The organism is Sphingopyxis sp. (assembly GCF_035565275.1).
GTDB lineage: Bacteria > Pseudomonadota > Alphaproteobacteria > Sphingomonadales > Sphingomonadaceae > Sphingopyxis.
On sequence record NZ_DATMST010000123.1, the window covers coordinates 1 to 23,005 of the forward strand.

17 protein-coding genes are annotated in these 23,005 nt (G+C 65.8%); 7 read left to right on the forward strand and 10 right to left on the reverse strand.

The genetic code is table 11. The features are described 5' to 3' along the window. Both VN047_RS08195 and VN047_RS08200 read left to right on the forward strand, forming a co-directional pair. A partial coding sequence (locus VN047_RS08195; RefSeq protein WP_325541628.1) for a hypothetical protein occupies positions 1 to 190 on the forward strand: 190 nt, incomplete at its 5' end. Further along, positions 187 to 2,946 (forward strand): [protein-PII] uridylyltransferase, encoded by a 2,760-nt coding sequence (locus VN047_RS08200; RefSeq protein ID WP_325541629.1) that lies wholly within the window; start codon positions 187 to 189, stop codon positions 2,944 to 2,946. The genes VN047_RS08195 and VN047_RS08200, both read left to right, overlap by 4 nt. Here the strand turns inward: VN047_RS08200 and VN047_RS08205 are convergent, their stop codons facing one another. From VN047_RS08205 to VN047_RS08245, 9 genes are all read right to left on the reverse strand, one after another. Next, positions 2,947 to 3,387, reverse strand: coding sequence for a GFA family protein (locus VN047_RS08205; protein WP_325541630.1), 441 nt, complete (start codon positions 3,385 to 3,387; stop codon positions 2,947 to 2,949). It lies immediately after the preceding gene. Beyond that, complete coding sequence (locus VN047_RS08210) at positions 3,384 to 4,343, reverse strand: alpha/beta hydrolase (protein ID WP_325541631.1); 960 nt, start codon at positions 4,341 to 4,343, stop codon at positions 3,384 to 3,386. Before VN047_RS08210 ends, VN047_RS08205 begins: the two co-directional genes overlap by 4 nt. A gap of 36 nt (positions 4,344 to 4,379) precedes the next feature. Continuing rightward, the gene (gene pheT / locus VN047_RS08215) at positions 4,380 to 6,767 is read right to left on the reverse strand and encodes a phenylalanine--tRNA ligase subunit beta (protein ID WP_325541632.1); all 2,388 of its coding nucleotides are present in this window, start codon (positions 6,765 to 6,767) and stop codon (positions 4,380 to 4,382) included. Beyond that, positions 6,764 to 7,864 carry a phenylalanine--tRNA ligase subunit alpha gene (pheS, locus tag VN047_RS08220; protein ID WP_325541633.1) on the reverse strand — a complete coding sequence of 367 codons (1,101 nt, stop codon included), beginning with the start codon at positions 7,862 to 7,864 and terminating at the stop codon, positions 6,764 to 6,766. Before pheS ends, pheT begins: the two co-directional genes overlap by 4 nt. Positions 7,865 to 8,021: 157 nt before the next feature. Continuing rightward, the gene (locus VN047_RS08225) at positions 8,022 to 8,924 is read right to left on the reverse strand and encodes a helix-turn-helix domain-containing protein (RefSeq protein ID WP_325541634.1); all 903 of its coding nucleotides are present in this window, start codon (positions 8,922 to 8,924) and stop codon (positions 8,022 to 8,024) included. A gap of 360 nt (positions 8,925 to 9,284) precedes the next feature. Beyond that, entirely contained in the window at positions 9,285 to 10,715 is a 1,431-nt protein-coding gene (locus tag VN047_RS08230; protein ID WP_325541635.1) for an amino acid permease, read from the reverse strand. A gap of 44 nt (positions 10,716 to 10,759) precedes the next feature. After that, positions 10,760 to 11,407 carry a GntR family transcriptional regulator gene (locus tag VN047_RS08235; RefSeq protein WP_325541636.1) on the reverse strand — a complete coding sequence of 216 codons (648 nt, stop codon included), beginning with the start codon at positions 11,405 to 11,407 and terminating at the stop codon, positions 10,760 to 10,762. 7 nt (positions 11,408 to 11,414) lie between these two features. After that, positions 11,415 to 12,413: a 4-hydroxyproline epimerase gene (locus VN047_RS08240; protein ID WP_325541637.1), complete on the reverse strand. Its 999-nt coding sequence runs from the start codon at positions 12,411 to 12,413 to the stop codon at positions 11,415 to 11,417. 23 nt (positions 12,414 to 12,436) lie between these two features. Further along, entirely contained in the window at positions 12,437 to 13,351 is a 915-nt protein-coding gene (locus VN047_RS08245; protein WP_325541638.1) for a dihydrodipicolinate synthase family protein, read from the reverse strand. A 48-nt stretch (positions 13,352 to 13,399) separates the two neighbouring features. On the opposite strand from VN047_RS08245, the gene VN047_RS08250 reads away from it, so the two are divergent. Continuing rightward, a complete protein-coding gene (locus VN047_RS08250) occupies positions 13,400 to 14,668 on the forward strand; it encodes an FAD-binding oxidoreductase (RefSeq protein ID WP_325541639.1) in 1,269 nt (422 codons plus the stop codon). A gap of 2 nt (positions 14,669 to 14,670) precedes the next feature. Further along, positions 14,671 to 15,873 carry a Xaa-Pro peptidase family protein gene (locus VN047_RS08255; protein ID WP_325541640.1) on the forward strand — a complete coding sequence of 401 codons (1,203 nt, stop codon included), beginning with the start codon at positions 14,671 to 14,673 and terminating at the stop codon, positions 15,871 to 15,873. A 1-nt stretch (position 15,874) separates the two neighbouring features. On the opposite strand, the gene VN047_RS08260 is transcribed toward VN047_RS08255, so the two are convergent. After that, positions 15,875 to 16,894 carry an Ldh family oxidoreductase gene (locus tag VN047_RS08260; RefSeq protein WP_325541641.1) on the reverse strand — a complete coding sequence of 340 codons (1,020 nt, stop codon included), beginning with the start codon at positions 16,892 to 16,894 and terminating at the stop codon, positions 15,875 to 15,877. A gap of 104 nt (positions 16,895 to 16,998) precedes the next feature. On the opposite strand from VN047_RS08260, the gene VN047_RS08265 reads away from it, so the two are divergent. The 3 genes from VN047_RS08265 to VN047_RS08275 are packed head-to-tail and all read left to right on the forward strand — an operon-like array spanning position 16,999 to position 22,884. Further along, positions 16,999 to 19,374: a glycoside hydrolase family 127 protein gene (locus VN047_RS08265; RefSeq protein ID WP_325541642.1), complete on the forward strand. Its 2,376-nt coding sequence runs from the start codon at positions 16,999 to 17,001 to the stop codon at positions 19,372 to 19,374. Between the two features lie 30 nt (positions 19,375 to 19,404). Continuing rightward, positions 19,405 to 21,114 (forward strand): gamma-glutamyltransferase family protein, encoded by a 1,710-nt coding sequence (locus VN047_RS08270; protein WP_325541643.1) that lies wholly within the window; start codon positions 19,405 to 19,407, stop codon positions 21,112 to 21,114. 18 nt (positions 21,115 to 21,132) lie between these two features. Next, on the forward strand, positions 21,133 to 22,884 hold the full coding sequence (locus tag VN047_RS08275; protein ID WP_325541644.1) for a DUF885 domain-containing protein: 1,752 nt from the start codon (positions 21,133 to 21,135) through the stop codon (positions 22,882 to 22,884). Positions 22,885 to 23,005 lie beyond the last annotated feature (121 nt).

Genomic DNA, 23,005 nt, shown 5'->3' on the forward strand with positions numbered 1-23,005 from the left:
GGCGACCGGCGGGCTCGCCGCGGGGCTCGACGACCTGCCGCTGTTCGCCGCGACGCTTGCCGAGGCGCCTGCCGCGGTGAAGGACGCGCTCCGCGAAACACTTGGTGCGATCGACCCCGATACGCTCGCGCCGCGCGAAGCGCTCGACGCGCTCTATCGATTGAAGCAGATACTGGTCGACGAACGATGAGCGACCTCTTCGACAATCTCGAAAACCGCCGCGCGATCATCGATCGCCGCGCTCTGGCGGGGCGGCTCGACGAGATTGCCGATGAAACGGGCGACAAGGGCCAGCGCCGCCGCGCGATGGTGGCGCTGCTCAAAGAGGCGCTGGATACCGGACGGGCGGAAATCGAACGCCGTCTGCTCGAACATCCTTCGTCGGGCCGGATCGCCGCGAGCGCGACAGCATTCCTGATCGACCAGATCGTCCGGCTCAGCCATGATTTCACCGTCGGCTATCTCTACCCGTCGGCCAACCGCTCGGCGGGCGAGCGGATCACGCTGATCGCGGTCGGCGGTTATGGCCGCGGCGAAATGGCGCCGCACAGCGACATCGACATCGGCTTTCTGACGCCGTTCAAACAGACGAGCTGGACCGAACAGGTGATCGAGGCGCAGCTTTATACGCTGTGGGATCTCGGGCTGAAGGTCGGCCATTCGAGCCGCTCGCTCGACGAGATGGTCCGCGCCGCGAAGGAGGATCTCACGATCCGCACCGCGCTGCTCGAAGGGCGCTTCATCTGGGGCGATCGCGCGCTCTACGATCAGGCGTCGGCGCGTTTCGATGCCGAGGTCGTCGCCGGCAACGCCCGTTCTTTCGTTGCCGAAAAGCTCGCCGAGCGCGATGATCGCCACAAACGCATGGGCGATTCGCGCTACGTCGTCGAACCCAATGTGAAGGAAGGGAAGGGGGGGCTGCGTGACCTCCACACGCTCTTCTGGATCGGCAAGTTCATCCACCGCGTCCGCACCGTCCCCGAACTCGTCGACGCGGGGCTGATGACTGCGCGCGAGCTCCGCCAGTTCGAGCGCGCCGAGAACTTCCTGCTCGCGGTGCGCTGCCACCTCCATATCCTCGCGGGGCGGGCCGAAGACCGGCTGACCTTCGATTTCCAGCGCGAGATCGCGGCGCGGATGCATTTTGCCGAGCGGCCCGGGAAGAGCGCGGTCGAACGCTTCATGCAGCTCTATTTCCTGCATGCGAAGAGTGTCGGCGACGTCACCGGAACCTTCCTTGCGCATCTCGACGACCAGCTCGCCGCGCGCGGACGGCGTTTCCTGCCATCGATCCGACGCCGTCCGGGGCGGCTCAACGGTTTTGTCCTCGACCGCGGCCGGCTCGCGCTGCCGCGCGACGATTTCTTTCAGCAGGAGCCGGTGCGGCTCGTCGAGATTTTTGCGCTCGCCGACAGATACGGCCTCGAAATCCATCCGCAGGCGATGCGGCAGGCGCGCCACGACGCAAAGCTGATCGACGCGCGCGGCGTACGCCGCATCGCGCGCGCGAACGAACTGTTCCTCGACGTGCTGACCTCTCCGCGCGATCCCGAAACGGTGCTCCGCTGGATGAACGAGGCGGGGGTGTTCGGCCGTTTTGTGCCCGATTTCGGCCGTGTCGTCGCGCAGATGCAGTTCGACATGTATCACCATTATACGGTCGACGAACATACGATCCGCGCGATCGGTCTCCTTGCCGACATCGAGCAGGACCGGCTGAAGGACGATCATCCGCTGTCGACCGCGATCATGGACCAGATTCATTCGCGGCGCGTGATCTATGTCGCGGTGCTGCTCCACGACATCGCCAAGGGACGCGGCGGCGATCATAGTGTGCTCGGCGCCGAACTGGCCCTCCGGGTATGCCCGCGGCTCGGACTCAATGACGCCGAGACCGAGACCGTATCTTGGCTCGTGCGCTATCACCTCCTCATGTCGGCGACCGCGTTCAAGCGTGATCTCGCCGATTTCAAGACGATCCTCGATTTCGCGCAGATCGTGCAAAGCGCCGAACGCCTTCGCCTGCTGCTCGTGCTCACCGTCGTCGACATTCGCGCGGTCGGACCCGGCGTGTGGAATGGCTGGAAACGCCAGCTGCTCACCGAGCTTTTCGACGCGGCCGAAGAAGTGCTGCGGCTCGGTCACAAGCAGAAGGGGCGCGAGGCACGGATCGAGAGCAAGAAGGAGGCTGTCGCCGCCCAGTTCGGTTTTGATGCCAGGACGTTCGAAAAGCTCGCGAAGCGATTGCCCGAAAGCTACTGGATCGCCGAGCCGGTCGAGGTGATCGCGGCGAACATGCTTCATATCCGCCAAGCGGGCGATACGCCGCTTCACATTGCCGCAGTGCCCGACGACGATCGCGGCGCGACCCTGGTGATGGTGCTCGCCGCCGACCACCCGGGACTTTTCTACCGGATCGCGGGCGGCATCCATCTGGCCGGGGGCAACATCATCGACGCGCGGATCCATACGACGCGCGACGGGCTCGCACTCGACAATTTCCTCGTCCAGGATCCGCTCGGGCGCCCGTTCGACGAAGCGGGACAGATTTCCCGCCTGACCCGCGCGATCGAGGATGCGCTCGCCAACCGGCACAAGCTGCTTCCCAAACTCGAAGCCCGCGCGTTGCCGCGCACGCGCGCCGAAGCGTTCCGGATCGCCCCCAATGTCTTCGTCGACAACAAGGCGTCGAACCGGTTCACGGTGATCGAGGTCAACGCGCAGGACCGTCCCGCACTATTGAACCAGCTCGCCTATGCACTCTTCCAGTCGAAGGTGACGGTGCATTCGGCGCATGTCGCGACCTATGGCGAGCGCGCGGTCGACACATTTTACGTGACCGACCTGATCGGCGACAAGATCGACAGCGCGGCGCGGGTGAAAGGTCTCGAAAAGCGCCTGCTCGAAGCCGCGGCGAGCCGCAGCGAGGAAGCGGTCGCGGCCTGATCAGTCGCGCGGCGCCGCTTTCGCGGGATTCCGGTCATGCGCGGTGATCCGCGCGGGGAGTTCGATCCACCGATGGCGATCCTGCGACCACACCGCCTGCTCGGGCATCGGGAAATCCGGGTCGGCAAAGGCGCCCGCAGCCACCCCGATCCGGTCGGGAAGGCGTTCGGGCTCCCACCAGAGCGACGACCCGCATTCGGGGCAGAAGTGGAAGGTCACGTCGAAACCGCTTGCCGACGGGCGTCTGAATGTCTTCGCCAGGCCGGCGGTCAATGCTACCTGCGATCGCGGGAAAAAGACCGCGACGCTGAAGGTCGATCCGGTCCGGCGCTGGCAGTCGAGGCAATGGCAAAGCGAGATTTTCGAGGGTTCGCCGACGCAGCGGAGCTGAAGCTTGCCGCAATGGCAGACGGCATGGCGTTCCGCCGGCGCGTCGTTCATCTCGCGGTTCCACCGGCCATGGTGGCCGCGGCCGCGAGGAGCCCGCCGTTGAAACGCTGCGATAGCGCGGCGTCGGGAATCGCGTTGAAGGCGTGGATCGCGCCGGCATAGCTGTGCAGATCGACGGGTACCCCCGCCGCGACGAGCCGGCGCGCATAATCGAGATTCTCGTCGAAAAAGAGGTCGAGGCTGCCCGTCGCGATATAGGCGGGCGGCAGGTTCGACAGATCCCCGGCAAGGCTCGGCGAGAACCAGCCGCGTCGTTCGTCGTCGGCCTTGTAGTCGCCCTGCAGTGCCTGCCACCCGAAGCGGTTGCTCGCGCGGGTCCAGATGAACTCGCCGGTCGCCGGATTGTTGTAAGGGCAGGCGTCGCTGCCGGTACGGTGATCGAGCATCGGGTAGGTGAGGAGCTGGCCGGCGATCGCCGGGCCGCCGAGGTCGCGGGCCATGATCGCGAGCGCCGCCGCCAGTCCGCCACCCGCGCTTTCACCGGCGACGATGATCCGGCCCGCGTCGAATCCGAACGCACCGCCCTGCCCCGCAAGCCATGCGAGCGCCGAATGGCAATCCTCCTGCGGCGCGGGAAAGGGATGCTCGGGGGCGAGACGATATTCCACCGAGACCACCGGCACACCGGCGGTCGCCGCAAGCATGGCCGGTCCCGCCTGCATCTGTTCGACCGATCCCATCACCATGCCGCCGCCATGGATATGGAGGATGGCGCCGCTTCCCGGGCGCGTCCCGGCTGGGCGGTAGAGGAAGACAGCTATGTCGGGTCCGCCATGGATTGACGGCACGACCAGCTTTTCCGGTTCGATCACCGGCGGCGGCAGGATCGAATAGCTCTCCGCCGCCCTGGCACGGATCTGGGCGATCGGCGCCGCGTTCAGATCGACGCGCGGGAACATGTCGATGATCGGCGCGATCTCGCGATCGACGAGGTGGCGGGTGTCCATATCAAACTCTCCCTTTCATCCCCGGCGACCCGACAATCAGCCGCGTAGTACGGCTCCGACCTTCGCCGCCGCCGCGACCACCTTGTCGGCAATCGCCTTCAGTTCGGCATCGGTAAAGCTTTTCTCCTGCGGCTGCAGTTCGACCTCGACGGCCAGGCTCACCTGCCCCTCGGGCACGCCTTGGCCCGCGAAGCGGTCGAACAGCCGGGCATCGACGATGCTCGCCTTGTCGGCGCCGCGGATCGCGCGCACCAATTCGGCGGCGGTCAGGCCCGTTGGAGCGAGGAACGCGAAGTCGCGGCGCACCGATTGCAGCGCGGGCGGGGTGAAGGCGGCGCGCGCGGGTCCGCTCGCGCGTTTCGCCGGGATCGCATCGAGGAAGATCTGCACCGCCATCACCGGACCGTCGACGTCGAAGGCGCGGGTCAGCGACGGGTGGAGCGCGCCGAATTCGGCGAGCACGGCCTTCGGGCCGAGCCGCAATGTCGCCGACTGGCCGGGGTGCCAGATGTTTCCGCCCGTGACCGCTTCCATCACCTGCAGCCGGTCGGCCGGCGCGCCCGCAGCCTCGAGCAGCGCGAGCGCCGCCGCCTTGGCATCGAACGCGTCGAACGGCGTGGCCTTGCCCGCCTGCCAGCCGCGCGATGTCTTGTCCCCCGCCATCACAACGGCGAGCGTGGGATGTTCGGCGTCCGCAAGATAGCGCCGGCCGATCTCGAACAGGCGGATGCTGTCCGCGCCGCGGTTCTGGTTGCGCTGCGTGGCGGCAAGCAGACCGGGCAGCAGCGACGGGCGCATGACCTTCAGATCCTCGCTGATCGGGTTGGCGAGCGACCAGGTGCCGCCGCCAAAGGGTGCGGCATCCTTTTCGCTGACGAAAGACCAGGTGACCGCTTCGTCGAAACCCGCGGCCGCCGTTGCGCGGCGCAGGCGGCGCTCCAGCAGCTGGTCGGCGGTTGCGGTCGGCTTCGCGACGCCATCGCTCCGCGGCAGCGCGACCGACGCGATCGCGTCAAAGCCCGTGATGCGCGTGACTTCCTCGACGATATCGGGCGCGCCGTCGATATCGCGGCGCCAACTCGGTACCGCGACCTGCCAGCGGCCGCCCTGTTCGATTGCCGAAAAGCCCAGTGCGGAAAGAATGTCCTTCTGTCGCTCGGGCGCGATCGCGATCCCGCCAAGCGTTGCCGACAGCGAGGGGTCGTAATCGACCGTCTTCACTTCGGCCGGCGGCGTGCCTGCGCGGGTTACCGCCGATGGTGTGCCGCCGCAGATCGCAAGGATGTGCGCCGTCACGATTGCGGTCGCATCGTCGAGAAACGCCGGGTCGACGCCGCGCTCGAAACGGCTACGCGCATCGCTGGTCAGGCCGAGTGCCTGTCCGGTCAGCGCGATCCGCTCGGGCGTGAAATACGCGATTTCGAGCAGCACGTCGGTCGTTGTATCGCTGCACCCCGAATGTTCGCCGCCCATGATGCCCGCGATGTCGTGGACGCCGTTGTCATCGGCGATCACCGTCATCGTGTCGGTGAGCGTATATTCCTTGCCGTTGAGCGCGATGGCCTTTTCGCCATCCTTCGCGCGGCGCGCGACGAGGGCGCCGGTCAGCCGGGCGCGGTCGTAGATATGGCTCGGACGGCCGAGGTCGAACATCACATAATTGCTGATGTCGACGAGCGCCGAGATCGATCGCTGCCCGACGGCCTCGAGCCGGCGGCGCATCCATTCGGGCGCGGTGCCGTTGGTGACGCCGCTGATCGTGCGGCCGTAAAAGGCCGGGCAGCCTTCGGGGTCGTCGGTCCGGATTTCGGTCGCGGGGGCGCTTGTCCCGACGATCGTCGGGACGTCGAGCGGCTTCAGCGTGCCAAGCCCCGCGGCGGCGAGGTCGCGCGCGATCCCGCGCACGCCCATGCAATCCTGCCGGTTGGGGGTGATCGAAATGTCGATCACCGGATCGCCCGCACCGCTGTAGTCGGCAAAGGGCGTGCCGACGGGCGCGTCGGCGGGAAGCTCGATGATCCCGTCATGATCGTCGCCAAGCTCGAGCTCGCGCGTCGAGCACATCATGCCGTTCGATTCGATGCCGCGCACCGCGGCGACCTTCAGTTCCATGCCGTTGGCCGGCACGACCGCGCCGGGTAGGCCGAGCACGCCGATCAGCCCGGCGCGGGCGTTGGGCGCGCCGCAGACCACGACGAGCGGTGCGCCGCCGTCGCCGGTATCGACGGTCAGCACCTGCAGCTTGTCGGCCTGCGGATGGCGTTCGGCGGTGAGGACCTTCGCGACGCGGAAGCCGGCAAGCTTTTCGGCCGGATTCTCGACGCCCTCGACCTCGTGGCCGATGCGGTTGAGCGTGGCGACGACGTCGTCGACAGTGAAGCTGCCGTCGAGATGTTCCTTTAGCCAGTCGAGGGTGATCTTCATGCCGAAATCCCCCCGCTCAGCGTCGGTACCGACAGCGCGCCGAATCCGTAGTGCGACAGCCACCTGAGGTCGCCGTCAAAGAAGGCGCGTAAGTCATCCATGCCATATTTCAGCATAGCCAACCGGTCGACGCCGACACCGAAAGCGAAGCCCTGCCATTCGTCGGGATCAAGCCCGCAGTTGGCGATCACGCGGCGGTTGACCATGCCGCTGCCGAGGAGTTCCATCCAGGCATGGCCTTCGCTATCGCCATGGCCGCCGACGATCCGGCGCCCCTTTTCCTGTTTATAGCCGACGTCGACCTCGGCCGATGGCTCGGTGAAGGGGAAGTAGCTCGGGCGAAGGCGCAGCACGATATCGTCGCGCTCGAAATAGGCTTTCAGGAAGGTTTCGAGCGTCCATTTGAGATGCCCCATATGGATGCCGCGGTCGATGACGAGGCCTTCGACCTGATGGAACATCGGCGTATGCGTCGCGTCGCTGTCGCTGCGATAGACGCGGCCCGGCGCGATGATGCGGATCGGGGGTTCCTGCGACATCATCGTCCGGATCTGCACCGGCGAGGTGTGCGTGCGCAGCAGCATCGCGCGGCCTTCGGCGTCATTCATCTGCGGCGGGAAATAGAAAGTGTCGTGCATCGCGCGCGCGGGATGCGTTTCGGGAATGTTGAGCGCGGTGAAGTTGCGCCAGTCGTCCTCGATCTCGGGGCCCGTCGCGACCGCAAAGCCCATATCGGCAAAGATTTCGGCGAGTTCGTCCATGACCTGGCTCACCGGATGGACGCTGCCGCGCGGGGGCGCGTCGGCGGGCAGCGACATGTCGATCGCTTCGGCGGCGAGCTTCGCGTCAAGTGCCGCGGCATCGAACGCGGCCTTGCGTGCGGCGAGCGCTGCGGCGACCGTTTCGCGCAGGCCGTGGATCTCGGGGCCCTTTGCCTGCCGCTCGTCGGGGGTCATGCCCCCCAGCGTCTTGAGCAGCGTCGTGATGCTGCCCGTCTTGCCGAGCGCGGCGACGCGCAGCGTCTCGATCGCGCCCGCGTCGGCCGCCGCTTCGATCTCGCCCAGAATCCGGGTCCTGATGGCCTCGATTTCGCTCATCGTCATTCGTCCTGTTCCGGCGGCGCTGCCGCTGCCGGCCTTGTCTTTTGCTGGATACCATGGATGGGCGGCTACCCGCGCGTCCGTCGCCAGCCGCTTGCACCGAACGCGCGTCGCGGGTCAAGTCTTGCGGTGCCGGGCGCGGCGGAAAACCGGGCTATCCCGCCGGCTTGTGCAATCCCTGCACTGCGGCACCCGCTGCGGCGGCGCGCGCGACAGCGGCGGCGCCGAGAATCGGCTTGGGCCGTGCGGCATATTCGCGCGGGCCCATTCCCATGAAACGCCGGAAGTCGCGCGTGAACTGCGCCTGATCGTAATAATGGTGATCCATCGTATCGATCCACGCCATCGACGGATCGAGCATGAAGCGCGCAAGCGAGCGGAGGAAGCGCTGGCGGCGCAAAAGCAGCTTCGGCGAAAAGCCGAAGGCGCGCCGGCTCAATCGCTCGATCGACCGCTCGCTCAGACCGAGCCTGGCCGAAAGATCGGCGACGCTCGCCAGCTCTTCATCGACCAGTGCGCCGTGCGCGGAAAGGATCGCCGGATCATCGGGGGGCGCATCGGCGAGGAGCGCGCAGAAATGACCATCGATCAGCGCCGCCGCGACATCGACATCGTTCGCCCGCCGCAACGCGTCGGCGAGAGGCGCGAAGCGCGCGAAGGCGGGATGCGCGCCGCCATCGCACGACCGGTCGGCGAGTTCTTCGGCGGACAGCGGCACGAATTTCGCCCAGCCCACGGGCAGGATGCCGATCCCCCAGGCACGCATATTGCCCGCCGCAAAATAGCTCGCCTGACTGGTCGGGCCGGTGACGACGAAGCGCGGCGCCACGGCAACCGGACCGCCGCCGATCGCGGCGAGCGGCGCCTCGCCCTCGATAAACCGCATGTTCGCCCATTCCGGGTGCAGATAATCCTCGACCCGCGCGTCGCCCGGCACGGCGACTTCGGTCAGATAGATGGTGCTGGCATAGGGACGCAGGGCTGCCGATAACGGAAAGAAGCGCGTGGCGATGCGCGCGCTGGCCGGGGGACGGGAAGATGCTTCGCGTTGCGGCATGCGGCGGCATTTAGCCGGTAAAGCGCATGAAAAACAATGTTCCTGCCAAGGTTTCTTGTCGGGTTCCTACAATTTTATGGGCCGTCGCCGCGCCATAGTTGACCGGCTTGCTCCGAAGCGGGCGTGCGAGGGAAATCATGGCGTAGCGCCAACAGGTGGGGTTGGCGGGGACCTGAGACAAGCGACTGATTTTCCGAGCTTCGTTCCGGCCGTCAGCTTCTGCGACCACGGCTATTCGGTGCGGGCGGGGGGCGATGGTTTCCACTGAAGCCATTGTCGAGGCGGCGCGGAACGAGAGTTCCGCGCCGCCTCTTCGTTTGGGGTCGCATGGACCCGCAATCGTCTTCCGCTTCCTTTGCGTCAGATCCCGACGACAGCCTCGTTACGCCGCGCCAGACTGCGTGCGCGGCCGTAGGCGAGATAGACAAGAATACCGAGGATGTTCCAGCCGAGGAAACGGACCAGCGTCATGTTCGGCAGGCTGAACAGCAGATAAAGGCAGCCGAGTACCGCGAGCGAGCCGACGAGATAGGGCGCCGGGCAGCGGAACACGCGTGGCAGATCAGGCGCACGCTTGCGAAGCACCATCAGGCAGACGCCGACCGCGATGAACGCGATCAGCGTTCCCGCATTGGCAAGTTCGGCGATCTCGTCGAGCCGGAAAAAGCCCGCCACGCCGGCGACAAAGATGCCGGTCACGCCAGTGACGAACACCGGGGTGCCGGTGCGTTCGGACACGCGGCTGAGCGAGCGCGGCAGCAGGCCGTCGCGGCTCATCACGAAAAAGACGCGGCTCTGGCCGTACATCATCACGAGGATGACCGAGGGCAGGGCGATCAGCGCCGCGAGCGCCACAAGGTGCGAGGCGACCGGATGGCCGAGCGTGCGAAGTACCAGCGCGAGCGGTTCGGGCGAATTGCCGAGCGTCGTATAATGCATCGCGCCGACCGCGCTGATCGCGACAAGCATGTAGATCAGCGTGCAGATCGCCATCGACCCGATGATGCCGATCGTGAGGTCGCGTTTGGGATTCTTCGTTTCCTCGGCCGAGGTCGCGACCGCGTCGAAGCCGTAAAAGGCGAAGAAGACGATCGCGGCGGCAGCCATCACCCCCTTCGTCGCGCCGCCTTCGACATGGCTCGTAAAGCCATAGGGCATGAAGGGCTGGAGATTGTCGGCGTTGAACGCGGGCGCTGCAAAGGCGACGAAGATCGACAGTGCGACGAGCTTGATCACGACAAGGATGATATTGAGCGTCGCACTTTCGCGCGTCCCCGCCATCAGCATGCCCGCCACTGCGAGCGCGACGAGCACCGCGGGCAGGTTGACAATGCCGCCGGCGTGCGGGCCGGACAACAAAGCCGGAGGCAAATATATTCCCGCCGACTGGATCCAGCCGACCAGATAGCCCGACCAGCCGACCGCGACGGTCGAGCAGGCAAGTGAATATTCGAGGATCAGGCTCCATCCGACGACCCAGGCGAGCGCCTCGCCGATCACCGAATAGGTGTAGGTATAAGCGCTTCCCGAGGTCGGGATCAGCGTTGCGAGCTCGGCATAGGCGAGCGCTGCGCAGGCGCAGACCGCACCGGCGATCGCGAACGCGAGGATCACCGCGGGTCCCGCGCGCTCGGCACCGACGCCGGTCAGCGTATAGATGCCGGTCCCGACGATTGCGCCGACACCCAATGCGACAAGATGTGGCCAGCTGAGCGTGGCGCGCAGGCTATGCCCCGCCTCCTGCTGCGAAACTCCGATGGGCTTTATCGGCCCGAAAAAACCTGCTGCCACCTTTTTCTCCCAAATATCGGAGCCGACGGCAGCCGGCTCCCCTGTTAATCGTCGACAAGTTGCTGGCGCAGATCGTCCAGCGTCTTGCGGATATGCGCATCGACCAGCCCCGCGATCCTGTCTGAATCCCGCGCCAGCCAGGCTTCGAGCAGCTGGTGATGCTCCTCGTTCGCGCGCTCGTCGCGGCCGAGCGGTTCGAGGTGGACGCGTACATAACGTTCGGAGAGCACCTGCAGGCGCTCGAGAATACTGACGGTGATCGGCTGGCCGCACGGCCGGAACAGTGCACGGTGGAACGCGCGATTGAACGCGCCGACGCCTTCGCCATGCTCGTCGGTGACATGATCGAGCGTGTCGAGCGTTTCGATCGCATGGGCATGATCGGCCTCGGTCGCATGCAATGCGGCGAGCGCTGTAGCTTCGGGCTCCAGCTTGATCCGCAGTTCATAAACTTCGCGCGCCTCCGCGGCGCTGAGCGGCCGGACGAAGAAGCCACGGTTCGCTTGCGAACGCACCAGCCCTTCCTCTTCGAGACGCGCCAGCGCCTCGCGCAGCGGAATCTTGCTGACCCCGAGTTCGGCGGCCAGAGCGTCCTGGCGGATTGCATGGTCGCTGGAAACGGCACCCGTAAGGATGCGGTCGCGGACGAGGTCCACCAGCTGGTCGGACAGGTTTCGGATGATGAGACTCATAAATGCCTCATAGCACCGAAAATCCATTCCAGAAGCTGTCTGCGCGATCGACCCAGATCGTGTTGAATCCGGTCGCGATAGCCGATCCCTCGATCGACGGGATGATGCCTGGCGTGTCGCCCAGCATCGCGCTGTCCTCCACCCGTCCGATGAAGCGGCTGCCGATATAGCTTTCGTGGACGAAACGGTCGCCGACCTGCAGCCGCCCCCTGGCGACGAGATGCGCCATCCGTGCCGAGGTGCCGGTGCCGCACGGGCTGCGATCTATTGCGCGTTCGCCGTAAAAGACCGCGTTGCGGCCGTCGGCACCTTCGCCTTTGGGCCGGTCGGTCCACATGACGTGGCTGACTCCGCGGATACGCGCATCGACCGGGTGCACCGGCTCATATGCCGCCTGCATCAGCGAACGCACGGTACGGCTCAGATCGACGATCCGCGACGCACCGAGCGCATCGAGGCCGATATAGGGGCCCTGCGGCTCGACGATCGCATAATAGTTGCCGCCATAGGCAACGTCGACCTTGAGCCGGCCAAAGCCCGGAACATCGATCTCGATCCCCTCGGCGGCGAGATAGGAGGGCACGTTGCGGATCCGGACCCATGAAACCCGGTCGCTTTCGGTGCCATATTCGATGTCGATCTTCCCTGCCGGAACCTCGACGCGAAGCTTGCCGGGTACGCGCGGGGTGATCAGCCCGTTCTCCAGCCCGAAGGTGACAAGGCCGATCGTGCCATGACCGCACATCGGCAGACATCCGCTGGTTTCGATGAACAAGATGCCGATGTCGCTATCGGGCTGGGTGGGCGGATAAAGGAAGCCGCCCGACATCATGTCATGGCCCCGCGGCTCGAAACAGAGGCTCGTCCGGATCCAGTCGAACCGGTCGAGGAAATCCTGGCGTCGCTCTCCCATCGATCCGCCGTGGAGGAGCGGCGCACCGCCGGCGACCAGCCGGACCGGATTTCCCGCCGTATGGCCGTCGATGCAGAAGAAGGTGTGACGCATGGACGGCCCCCGGTTCGCGTTGCTTATGCGGCCATCTTGCTCGGCTGGGTCGCCGCGCATTGTTCGACCCAAGCGATCACATCCTTGCGGCGCTGGCCAGTGAGCGGCATGCGCGGCATGCGCACGCGTTCGGAGCCGCGGCCCATGATCTCTTCGGCCAGCTTGATCGACTGGACGAGGTCGCGGTCAGCGTCGAGGTGGAGCAGCGGCATGAACCAGCGATAGATCGCCAGCGCCTCGTCATATTTGCCCTCGTTGAATGCAGCGACAAGGCGGACCGATTCGGTCGGGAAGGCGCTGGTAAGACCGGAGACCCAGCCGCTGGCGCCGAGGAAGAGCCCTTCGAGCGCGACATCGTCGAGCCCGGCCATTACCGTGTAGCGATCGCCGAAGCGATTGAAGACGTCGGTGAAACGGCGCGGGTCGGGCGCGCTTTCCTTGATCGCGACGATATTGGACACGTCGGACAGCGCCTCGAGCGTCGCGAAATCGACATCGACGCGGTACGCGGGCGGGTTATTATAAAGCATGACCGGCAGCGCAGTCGCTTCGGCGACGGCGCGGAAATGCGCCTGCAACTCCTCGGGCGTCGGTACATAGACCATTGCGGGCAGCAGCATGATCGCGTCGGCGCCGATCTTTTCGGCATCCTTCGCATATTGGATCGCGCGCGCCGTGGTCATTTCGGACACGCCCGCGACGATCGGCACGCGGCTGCCGACGGCCTCGACCGCGCCTTTGAGAACCGTCCGCTTTTCGTCGGGCTCGAGCGAGTTGTTTTCGCCGCACGTACCAAGGATGATGAGGCCGTTGACCCCGTCATCGACGAGCGCGCTCTGCACACGTTGGGTCGCGTCGAAATCGATCGACAGGTCATTGGCGAATTGAGTGGTAGCTGCGGGATATACGCCCTCCCACAGTGTCCGTATCACGCTCATTAATTACCTCCGTTGAAGCTTCAGATCGTATACGGTATATGATGCAAGATGCCAAATGATTTTCTATCTCGCAATCCCGACCCCCGAAATGCCGTTGTGATCGGCGGAGGGGTAATCGGTCTTTCTACCGCGCTTGCATTGCAAATGCGGGGAGTTTCAACCGTTTTGATCGATGCGTCGTCGCCCGCCGCATCATGGGGCAATGCGGGTCATATCGCCGTCGAGCAGGTCGAACCGCTTGCGTCGCGCGCGACGATCCGGTCGATGCCCCGGCGCCTGTTCTGGCGCGGCGGAGCGCTGTCATTGCCATGGCGCGATATCGGCGCGTGGCTGCCCTTTTCGCTACGGCTGCTTGCCGCCACGAGCCCCTCGCGCTTTGCGGCGGGCCGGACGGCACTGGGCGATGCGCTGGACGACGCGATGGGGGCATGGCGCCGGCTGCTCGATCGAATCGGGGCGCGTGACCTGTTGATCGAAGACGGTCACTTCATTGTCTGGGAAAGCGACGCGAGCGCCAAAGCGGGCCGGGCGCACTGGGCCGCGGCCGACATGGGGCAGGCGGCGATGCGTGATGTGACGCCCGCCGAACTGGAAAGGCTTGCAGCGCTGGCGACAGTGCCGATCGCCGGCGCGGTGCATATTTCGGGATCGGGGCAGATCGCCGATCTCGACGCGCTCGGTGCCGCACTGCGCGCGGGATTCGACGCCGCAGGGGGAGCGCGGATCGAGGCGCGGGTCGACCGGCTGATCGTCGAGGCCGGACGCGCCGCGCTGACGACGGCCGACGGGACACATCATACGGCAGATGCGATCGTCGTGGCGGGGGGCGCGGCTTCGGGCGCGCTGCTGGAATCGATCGGTCAGCGAGTGCCGATCATCGCCGAGCGCGGCTATCATATCCAGTCGGCGGAAACCGACTGGCCCGCCGACATGCCCCCGGTGGTGTTCGAGGATCGTTCGATGATCGTCACCCGCTTCCGGTCGGGGCTGCGCGCCGCGAGCTTCGTGGAGTTCGGCCGCGGCGCAAGCCCCGCCGACCCGCGCAAATGGGCACGGTTGCGCAGCCATGTTGCGGCGCTCGGCCTGTCGTTCGGTCTGCCCGGCGCCGAATGGATGGGTGCGCGGCCGACCTTGCCCGACTATCTGCCCGCCATCGGGCAGAGCGACCGGGCGGAAAATCTCTTCTATGCGTTCGGGCACCAGCATCTCGGCCTCACCCTCGCGGCGACAACCGGCGACGCCGTCGCCGCGCTTGCCGCGGGCGATGCGGCGCCTTTCGACCTTGCACCTTTTGATCTCAAACGCTTTGGAGCCTGACCATGACTAACGGAATCGGCGGATCGACCGCAGAAAAGGAACTGGCCGCCATCATCCCCTGGGCCGACCGCGCCGTACCGGTCGGCGCCGAAGAGCGGGCGCAGCGAATCGAAAAGGCGCGGCGGCTGATGCGCGAGGCGGGTGCCGACGCGCTGCTGATCGGGGCGGGGGCGAGCCTGCGCTATTTCGCAGGGATTCCGTGGGGCGCGAGCGAACGGCTCGTCGCGATGCTGCTGCCCGCCAGCGGCCGGCCAATCGTGATCGCTCCCGCCTTTGAACTGGGAACGCTCGAAGCCGACCTCAAGATCGATGTCGAACTGCGCTTGTGGGAAGAGGATGAGAGCCCTTCGGAACTGTTGGTCGGCGCCCTGCGCGAGACGGGTGCGACCACGCTGGCGATCGACCCCGCGATGGCCTTCCTGTTCGTCGACCGGATCCGCCGTGCCGGCCCGGCGCTTGATATCGTCGACGGCGGCCCCATCGTCGACGGCTGCCGGATGCAGAAATCGACGGCCGAGCTTGCGCTGCTCCAGCAGGCGAAGTCGATGACGCTTGAAGTGCATCGCCGGGCGGCGCGCATCCTTGCGCCGGGGATTCGGGCGAGCGAGGTCACGCGTTTTCTGGAAGAAGCGCACCGCGCGATCGGCGCCCCGGGCGGCAACAGCTTCTGCATCGTCCAGTTCGGTCGCGCGACCGCCTTTCCGCACGGGCTTCCCGGCGATGCGCAGCTGAAGGAAGGCGACGTTGTGCTGATCGACGTCGGCTGCGTCGTCGAGGGCTATCATTCGGATATCACCCGCACCTATGTCTTCGGTGAAGCCGACGCGGAGCAGCGGCGCATCTGGGCGCTCGAGAAAGAGGCGCAGGCGGCGGCCTTCGATGCCGCGCAGCCCGGCGTTCCTTGCGAGACGGTCGACGCGGCCGCGCGCGCGGTGCTCGAAAAGGCGGGGCTCGGCCCCGACTATCGCCTGCCGGGCCTGCCGCACCGCACCGGCCACGGCATCGGCCTGTCGATCCACGAGCCCGCCTATCTGGTGCGCGGTGACACGACGCCGCTCGCGCCCGGCATGTGCTTTTCGAACGAACCGATGATCGTGATACCCGACCGGTTCGGCATCCGGCTGGAGGATCATTTCTATATGACCGAAACCGGCGCGCGCTGGTTCACCGAACCCTCGCCCGCGATCGACCGGCCCTTCGGCTGACCTAGTCCAGCAGCGCCTGCACATCCTGATAGAGTTGACGCGGCACGTGCACACCGTTTGCGAGGCTGCGCGCGCGCGCCTCGAAGCGGCGCTGTGACGGCAGCCGTGCACCCTGTCCGGTAATCGCGTCGAATACCGCTTCGGCGCGTTCGATATGGCCTGCCGCCTCTGCGCCGAGAAAGCCTGCGGGGTCGATGGCGAGGATGAACTCGCCACCGATCGGCGACGAGCCCACGCCAGCGTCGAGTGCGATCGATTCGGCGCTGGTCATATCGCCGATCATGGGACCGGCGATCAGTTCGACCATCGTCGCAAGCGCCGATCCCTTGTGGCCGCCGAAGGTCAGCATCGCGCCGTCGAGTGCGGCTTTCGCATCGGTCGTCGGCTGCCCTTCCGAATCGATGCCCCAGCCTTCGGGAATCGGCTTGCCCGCACGGCGATGGAGTTCGATCTCGCCGCGCGCGACCGCGCTCGTCGCGAAATCGAAGACATAGGGGTAATCGCCGGGGCGCGGCCAACCGAACGCGATGGGGTTGGTGCCGAACAACGGCTTGATGCCGCCCGCGGGGGCGACCCATGCGTGGCTGGGGGTGCAGGCGAAAGCGACGAGCCCCTGTTCGGCGATCGCCTCGACCTCGGGCCACAACGCCGCGAAATGGACGCAGTGGTTGATCCCGAACGCCGCGATCCCGTTCGCTCGTGCCTTTTCGACCAAGGATGGCAGCCCCGCCTCGAACGCGGTCTGGGCGAAGCCGCCGCCCGCATCGACGCGGACGAGCGCGGGTGCGACATCGTGCACGACGGGAATCGCGTCCTTGACCACCTTGCCCGTGTTCAGCGTGTTGACGCAGACGAGCAGGCGATAGACGCCATGGCTTGCGCATTCGTCACGCTCGCCCGCAACGATCGTCGCCGTCACTGCCTCGACATGACGGGGTGCGAGGCCATGGCGCGTCAGGATTGCGCGCGACAATGCCGCCACTTCGTCCAGTGACAGCCGGACCTTTTCAACTTCGCTCATCATTCCTCCACGTGAATTTTCCGCAAGACCTGCATCGCCGCTTGCAAACTTCGTATACTGTATAATATGCTCCGGCAAAATTACACAAGAAACCGGGGAGCATAATGCAGTCGAGGCATATCGATCGCCGTACCTTGCTTGCGGGCGCCGCGTCGATGGCGCTCGTCCCCGCGATCGTACGCGCTGCACCGACTGCCCGTACGACGTTCGGTCCCGCGCGTCCGCTGGCGCTGTCCGCGGTCCGCCTGCTCGAATCGCCTTGGCGCGACGCGATCGAGGGCAATATCCGTTACCTCCACGCGCTCGAACCCGACCGCCTGCTGCATAACTTTCGTACCAGTGCCGGGCTCGAACCCAAAGGCGCGGTCTATGGCGGGTGGGAAAGCGATACCATCGCCGGGCACAGCCTCGGCCATTATCTGACCGGACTGTCGCTGATGCACGCGCAGACGGGTGACGCCGAATGCAAACGCCGCGTCGATTATATCGTCGATGAACTGGCCGAAGCGCAGACGGCGCACGGCGACGGCTATGTTGCGGGCTTCACGCGCAAGCGCGGCGATGTCGTCGAGGACGGCAAGCTGCTGTTCGCCGAACTGAAGCGCGGCGACATCCGCTCGATGGGGTTCGACCTCAACGGCTGCTGGGTGCCTTTCTACAACTGGCACAAATTGTTCGCCGGGCTGTTCGATGCCGAGGCGCTTTGCGCCAATGCGAAGGCGCTGCCTGTTGCGGTCGCCCTCGGCGGCTACATCGACGATGTCTTCGCGGGGCTGAACGATGACCAGGTCCAGCAGGTGCTCGACTGCGAGCATGGCGGGATCAACGAAAGTTTTGCGGAGCTTCATGCGCGGACGAAAGACCCTCGCTGGCTGCGCCTCGCCGAACGGCTGCGGCATCGCAAGGTGCTCGACCCGCTCAGCGAGGGCAAGGATTCGCTGCCGTGGATCCATGCGAATACGCAGATTCCGAAGGTCATCGGACTCGCGCGGTTGCACGAACTGACCGGCAAGCCTGGCGACGCCGCTGCGGCGCGCTTTTTCTGGGAAACGGTCGTCCGCGATTACAGCTATGTCATCGGCGGGAACGCCGACCGCGAATATTTCCCCGCGCCGCGCACGATCTCGAAACATATCACCGAACAGACGTGCGAGAGTTGCAACAGCTACAATATGCTCAAGCTGACCCGCCACCTTTATGGCTGGCGGCCCGAGGCGCGCCTGTTCGATTATTATGAGCGCGCGCATACCAACCATATCCTCGCGCATCAGGATCCGGCGACGGGCATGTTCGCCTATATGGTGCCGCTGATGTCGGGATCGGCGCGCAAATTTTCGAAGCCCTTCGACGATTTCTGGTGCTGCGTCGGGTCGGGGATGGAGAGCCACGCCAAGCATGGCGATTCGGTGTGGTGGCAGAGCGGCGATACGTTGCTGGTCAATCTCTACATCGCCTCGACCGCCGATTGGGCAGAACAAGGTGCCGGGTTCCGGATGGAGACCGCCTATCCGTTCGGCGAGGATATCGCGATCACCGTCGAAACGCTCGGCCGCCCGCGCGACTTCGCGGTGGCGCTGCGCATCCCCGGCTGGTGCGAGGGCGCGGCGTTGACGGTGAATGGCAAACCAGTCCCGGCAGGAGTGCCCGGCGATTATGTCGTGATCCGCCGTCGCTGGGCAAAAGGCGACCGCATCGCACTGACCCTGCCGATGCGGCTGCGCACCGAAAGCGCGAATGACGACCCGTCGACCGTCGCGCTGCTCCATGGCCCGGTGGTGCTCGCCGCCGACCTCGGTCCCGCCGGCCAGCCGTTCGACGGTCCCGCGCCTGCGCTGGTGGCCGCCGACCTGCTGGCAGGCTTCGCGCCGGTCGATGCCGCCGCCGGCCGGTTCCGTACGACCGGCATCGCACGCCCTGCCGACCTCGGCTTCGCGCCCTTTTTCCAGCAGCGCGATCGCCGCACCGCGGTCTATTTCAAAAGCTTCGACGATGCCGGCTGGGCGCGCGAACAGGTTGCATTCGCCGCCGAACATGCGCGCCAGCAGGACCTCGCGCGCCGCTCGGTCGACGTCATGAACCTCGGCGAGATGCAGCCCGAGCGCGACCATGGGCTGACGGCGAAGAACAGCTATGCCGTCACCTATCGCGGACGCCACGGCCGCGACGCGCGGACCTTCGGCTTTTTCGAATATCGGGCGAAGGTGCGCCCCGGTCCGCTGGTGCTGCAGGCGACCTATTGGGGCGAAGAACGGAACAAGCTGTTCGACATCCTGATCGACGGGACGAAGATCGCGACGCAGGCGCTCGACGGCGGGCATCCGGGCGATTTTTTCGAAATCGACTATCCGATCCCTGCCGAACTGACCCGCGGCAAGGACAGCGTCATGGTCCGCTTTCAGCCGGCCAACGACACGACACGCTGCGGCCCCGTCTTCGGGGTCCGCATCTTCACGCCCGCTTCAGCGCAGGGGACGGTCTGACGCGGGCATTTCGACACAGGGGGTCACGACATGGGAAAAAGCTATCGATTGCTGGTCACGCTGGGGTTCGTGCTGTTCGCGCCGCCGACGCTCGCGCAGGAACAGGGCGCCAAACCTGCGGTCCACGCCAAATCGGCGATGGCCTCCTCGTCGAACCCCACGGTGACCAAGGCGATGGTCGAGGTGATGAAGAAGGGCGGCACCGCGCTCGACGCGGTGCTGACCGCGGTCCCGATGCAGGCGGTGATCGAACCGCAGATGACGACGCTCGCGGGCGGTGTCTCGATCCTCTATTATGACGCCAAGACCGGCGAATATCATTATCTCGACGCCGAACTCGATCACACCAAGGATGCGCAGGTCGGCGGCGGCTGGGCGCAATATACCGGGGGCGGGGGCGAGCGGCTGCCCGACACGTCGGGCAAGCGCATCGGTATTCCCGGCACCGTCGCGGGGCTGAAGGCGGCGGCCGACCGGTTCGGGACGCTCAAATGGGCCGATTATTTCGCGCCGGCGATCAAGCTCGCAGACGACGGCTATCCGATGTACAGCTTCCTCTACGGCGAGCTCGCCGAGGCAGCATTGACCCGGCTTTCCGCATACCCCTCGGGGCGCGAGGAATATCTGCCCGACGGCTATGTTCCGCCCGTCGGGACGATCGTGAAGCACCCGCGCTTGGCACAGGCGATGCGCCGCATCGCAGCCGAGGGGCCATCGTATATCTATAGCGGCGAATGGGCGCAGCGCTTCGTCGCCGCAGTGCGCGCGACCGGCGGCGGGCTGACCGCCGAGGAGCTTGCGGGTTACAAGGCGCGCTGGGAAACGCCGCTGCGCTCGACCTACAACGGATACGAGATCATCGGCGCGCCGCCGCCATCCACCGCGGGCACCCTGATCTCGATGGTGCTCAACGTCGCCGAAAATTACGACCTCAAGGCGCGCCCGCATTATGCGCAATCGGCCGAAGCGCTCGAACTGATCCGCCGCGCCTTCGGCTATGCCGAGACCGCCACCGACGAATTCGTCCGCGATCCGCTGAGCTATGACGTTCCGACCGACATGCTGCTGTCGAAAGACAATGCGAAACGCTTCGCCGCGCAGGTGACCGCAAGCCTGCCCAAGCCTGCCGTGGCGGCGCAGGCGGCCGCCACGGCGGGAAGTGCGCTCGAACTTGCCGCCAGTTTCAGCACGCACGACCGCCATTCGACCGACACCAACCATCTCGTCGCGGTCGATGCGCAGGGCAATATGGCCTCGGTCACCCACTCGGTTTACGGCAGCACCTTCGCAACCGGCATGGTGGTCGACGGGATTGCGATGAACAGCGGCAATAATTTCCCCGGCAACACCGCAGGTCCCGGCCGCCGCGTCATCTCGCCCTTCCCGCCAACGATGGTCGCGAAGGACGGCAAGCCATGGATGACGATCGGATCGCCCGGCCTCTCGTCGCGTGCGGTGACGATCACCCTCATCAACCTGCTCGGCTATGGCATGCCGCTCGAACAGGCGGTCGACGCGCCGCGCTTTCAGGGATCGCAAGCCGGGGTGCCGATGGTGGTCGAGAGCCGCGTCAGCCAAGCGGTGCGTGACGAGCTCAAGACGCGCTATGGCGTCAATGTCCGCCCGACTGCGCCCTATAACTGGCACTTCGGATCGATCCAGGCGATCCAGCGCAATCCCGACGGCAGCCTGACCGGCGTTGCCGACCCCCGCCGCGCCGGCCTCGCGGCCGGTTACTGATCAACAGGAGACATTTCGATGCGATACCTCGCTCCCGCACTGCTGGCCGTCTCGGCCATCGCGCTTTGTGCACCCGCCTTTGCCCAATCGGCGCCGCAGGCCGCTTCGGCGTCGGCCGATGCACGATTGAAGGCGCTGTACGACGCCGAGTGGCAATGGCGCACCAAGGAACTCGCGCTCGATCCTGACGGCGAACGCGAGGGCAGCGACCGGCTACCGAGCGTCGACGCCGCGAGCCAGGCACGCCGCGCCGCCTATTGGAACAACGCGCTCACCGAACTGAACAAGATCCCGTTCGACCAGCTGTCGCCGGAAGAGCGGATCAATGCCGAGGTGTTCAAGACCGCGCTCGAGGAATTCGCGCTCGAACAGAAATATCGCGAATTTGAGGATCCGTTCGGTTTCTGGACGTGGATCGCGCCGCGCGGCGGGCTGTCGAACGCCGCCGCCTATCGCAACTATATCAAGCGGCTCGGCGATATGCCGCGCTATATCGATGAGCAGATCGTCAACATGCGCGCGGGTCTCAAGCGCGGCTTCACCAAGCCGCGCGTCTCGCTCGCCGGCCGCGATGCGCCGATCGCGCCGCTCGCCTCGGCCGACGTCGACAAGAATCCGCTCTTCACCAGCTTCGCCGCAATTCCTGGCAACATTCCCGAAAGCGACCGCACCGCGCTGGTCGCTGAAGGGCGCCGCGCGGTCGCGGCCGCAGCGCCCGCCTTCGCGAAGCTGCGTAGCTTCGTCCGCGACGAATATATCCCGAATGCGCGCGTGCCGATCGCGGGCGAGGCGTTGCCCGACGGCAAGGCCTATTATGCCGCGAAAATTCGCCAGTATACGACGCTCGACCTGACCCCCGAGCAGATCCACGCTATCGGAGAGAAGGAGGTCGCACGGATCGACGCCGACATGCAGGCGACAATGAAGAAGGCAGGGTGGAAGGGCGACTTCGCCGGCTTCCTGCATTTCCTGAAGACCGACCCGCAGTTCACCGCGAAGACGCCGTACGAGTTGATGGCGAAGTCGTCCTATGTCGCGAACCGGATCAACGGCCAGCTCAAATTCCTCGTCGGCCGTCTGCCGCGCTATCGCTTCACGATCCGGCAGACGCCTGACAATATCGCGCCCTTTGCCACCGGCGGCAACGGCGGGCTCGAAAGCTGTCTGATGAACACCTACAATCTTCCCGCGCGCCCGCTCTATACGATCCCGCCGCTCACCGCGCACGAATGCGCGCCGGGGCACAGCTTCCAGGCCGCGCTTGCGCTCGAGGCGCCCGACCGGCCGCAGATTCGCCGGACGACCTATTTCTCGGGTTATGGCGAGGGATGGGGGCTCTATACCGAATGGCTCGGCATCCAGATGGGGATTTACGAGACGCCTTACGACGAGTTCGGGCGCGAGACGTACGAGATGTGGCGCGCCGCGCGGCTCGTCGTCGACACCGGGCTGCACCACAAGGGCTGGACGCGTCAGCAGGCGCTCGATTTCATGAAGGCGCATACCGCTTTGTCCGATCACGAGATCACGATCGAGGTCGACCGTTATATCAACGATCCGGGGCAGGCGCTTGCGTACAAGCTGGGCGAGATGATGATCCGCCGCAAGCGCGCCGAGGCCGAGGCGACGCTCGGCGCGAATTTCGACCAGCGCTGGTTCCACGATGTCCTGCTCGGGCTGGGGGCGGTGCCGCTTCCGACGCTCGAACGCGTGCTCGACGAATGGATCGCGGGCGGGGGCAAAAATCCCTATCCCGAAACCGCCGCCTGATTTTCTGCTGAGGAGAAGTTCCTTGCTTACCCGTTCGATCCTGCTTTCGACCCTCGCCCTCCTTCCGCTTGCGCCCGAGGCGCCCGACCGGCCGCAGATTCGCCGGACGACCTATTTCTCG

What these genes read in the sequence shown, in the direction of transcription:
- VN047_RS08200 (WP_325541629.1), top strand. Translation starts at nt 187, where the DNA reads ATGAGCGACCTCTTCGACAATCTCGAAAACCGCCGCGCGATCATCGAT.
- VN047_RS08205 (WP_325541630.1), bottom strand. Translation starts at nt 3,387, where the DNA reads ATGAACGACGCGCCGGCGGAACGCCATGCCGTCTGCCATTGCGGCAAG.
- VN047_RS08210 (WP_325541631.1), bottom strand. Translation starts at nt 4,343, where the DNA reads ATGGACACCCGCCACCTCGTCGATCGCGAGATCGCGCCGATCATCGAC.
- pheT (WP_325541632.1), bottom strand. Translation starts at nt 6,767, where the DNA reads ATGAAGATCACCCTCGACTGGCTAAAGGAACATCTCGACGGCAGCTTC.
- pheS (WP_325541633.1), bottom strand. Translation starts at nt 7,864, where the DNA reads ATGAGCGAAATCGAGGCCATCAGGACCCGGATTCTGGGCGAGATCGAA.
- VN047_RS08225 (WP_325541634.1), bottom strand. Translation starts at nt 8,924, where the DNA reads ATGCCGCAACGCGAAGCATCTTCCCGTCCCCCGGCCAGCGCGCGCATC.
- VN047_RS08235 (WP_325541636.1), bottom strand. Translation starts at nt 11,407, where the DNA reads ATGAGTCTCATCATCCGAAACCTGTCCGACCAGCTGGTGGACCTCGTC.
- VN047_RS08240 (WP_325541637.1), bottom strand. Translation starts at nt 12,413, where the DNA reads ATGCGTCACACCTTCTTCTGCATCGACGGCCATACGGCGGGAAATCCG.
- VN047_RS08245 (WP_325541638.1), bottom strand. Translation starts at nt 13,351, where the DNA reads ATGAGCGTGATACGGACACTGTGGGAGGGCGTATATCCCGCAGCTACC.
- VN047_RS08250 (WP_325541639.1), top strand. Translation starts at nt 13,400, where the DNA reads ATGCCAAATGATTTTCTATCTCGCAATCCCGACCCCCGAAATGCCGTT.
- VN047_RS08255 (WP_325541640.1), top strand. Translation starts at nt 14,671, where the DNA reads ATGACTAACGGAATCGGCGGATCGACCGCAGAAAAGGAACTGGCCGCC.
- VN047_RS08260 (WP_325541641.1), bottom strand. Translation starts at nt 16,894, where the DNA reads ATGAGCGAAGTTGAAAAGGTCCGGCTGTCACTGGACGAAGTGGCGGCA.
- VN047_RS08265 (WP_325541642.1), top strand. Translation starts at nt 16,999, where the DNA reads ATGCAGTCGAGGCATATCGATCGCCGTACCTTGCTTGCGGGCGCCGCG.
- VN047_RS08270 (WP_325541643.1), top strand. Translation starts at nt 19,405, where the DNA reads ATGGGAAAAAGCTATCGATTGCTGGTCACGCTGGGGTTCGTGCTGTTC.
- VN047_RS08275 (WP_325541644.1), top strand. Translation starts at nt 21,133, where the DNA reads ATGCGATACCTCGCTCCCGCACTGCTGGCCGTCTCGGCCATCGCGCTT.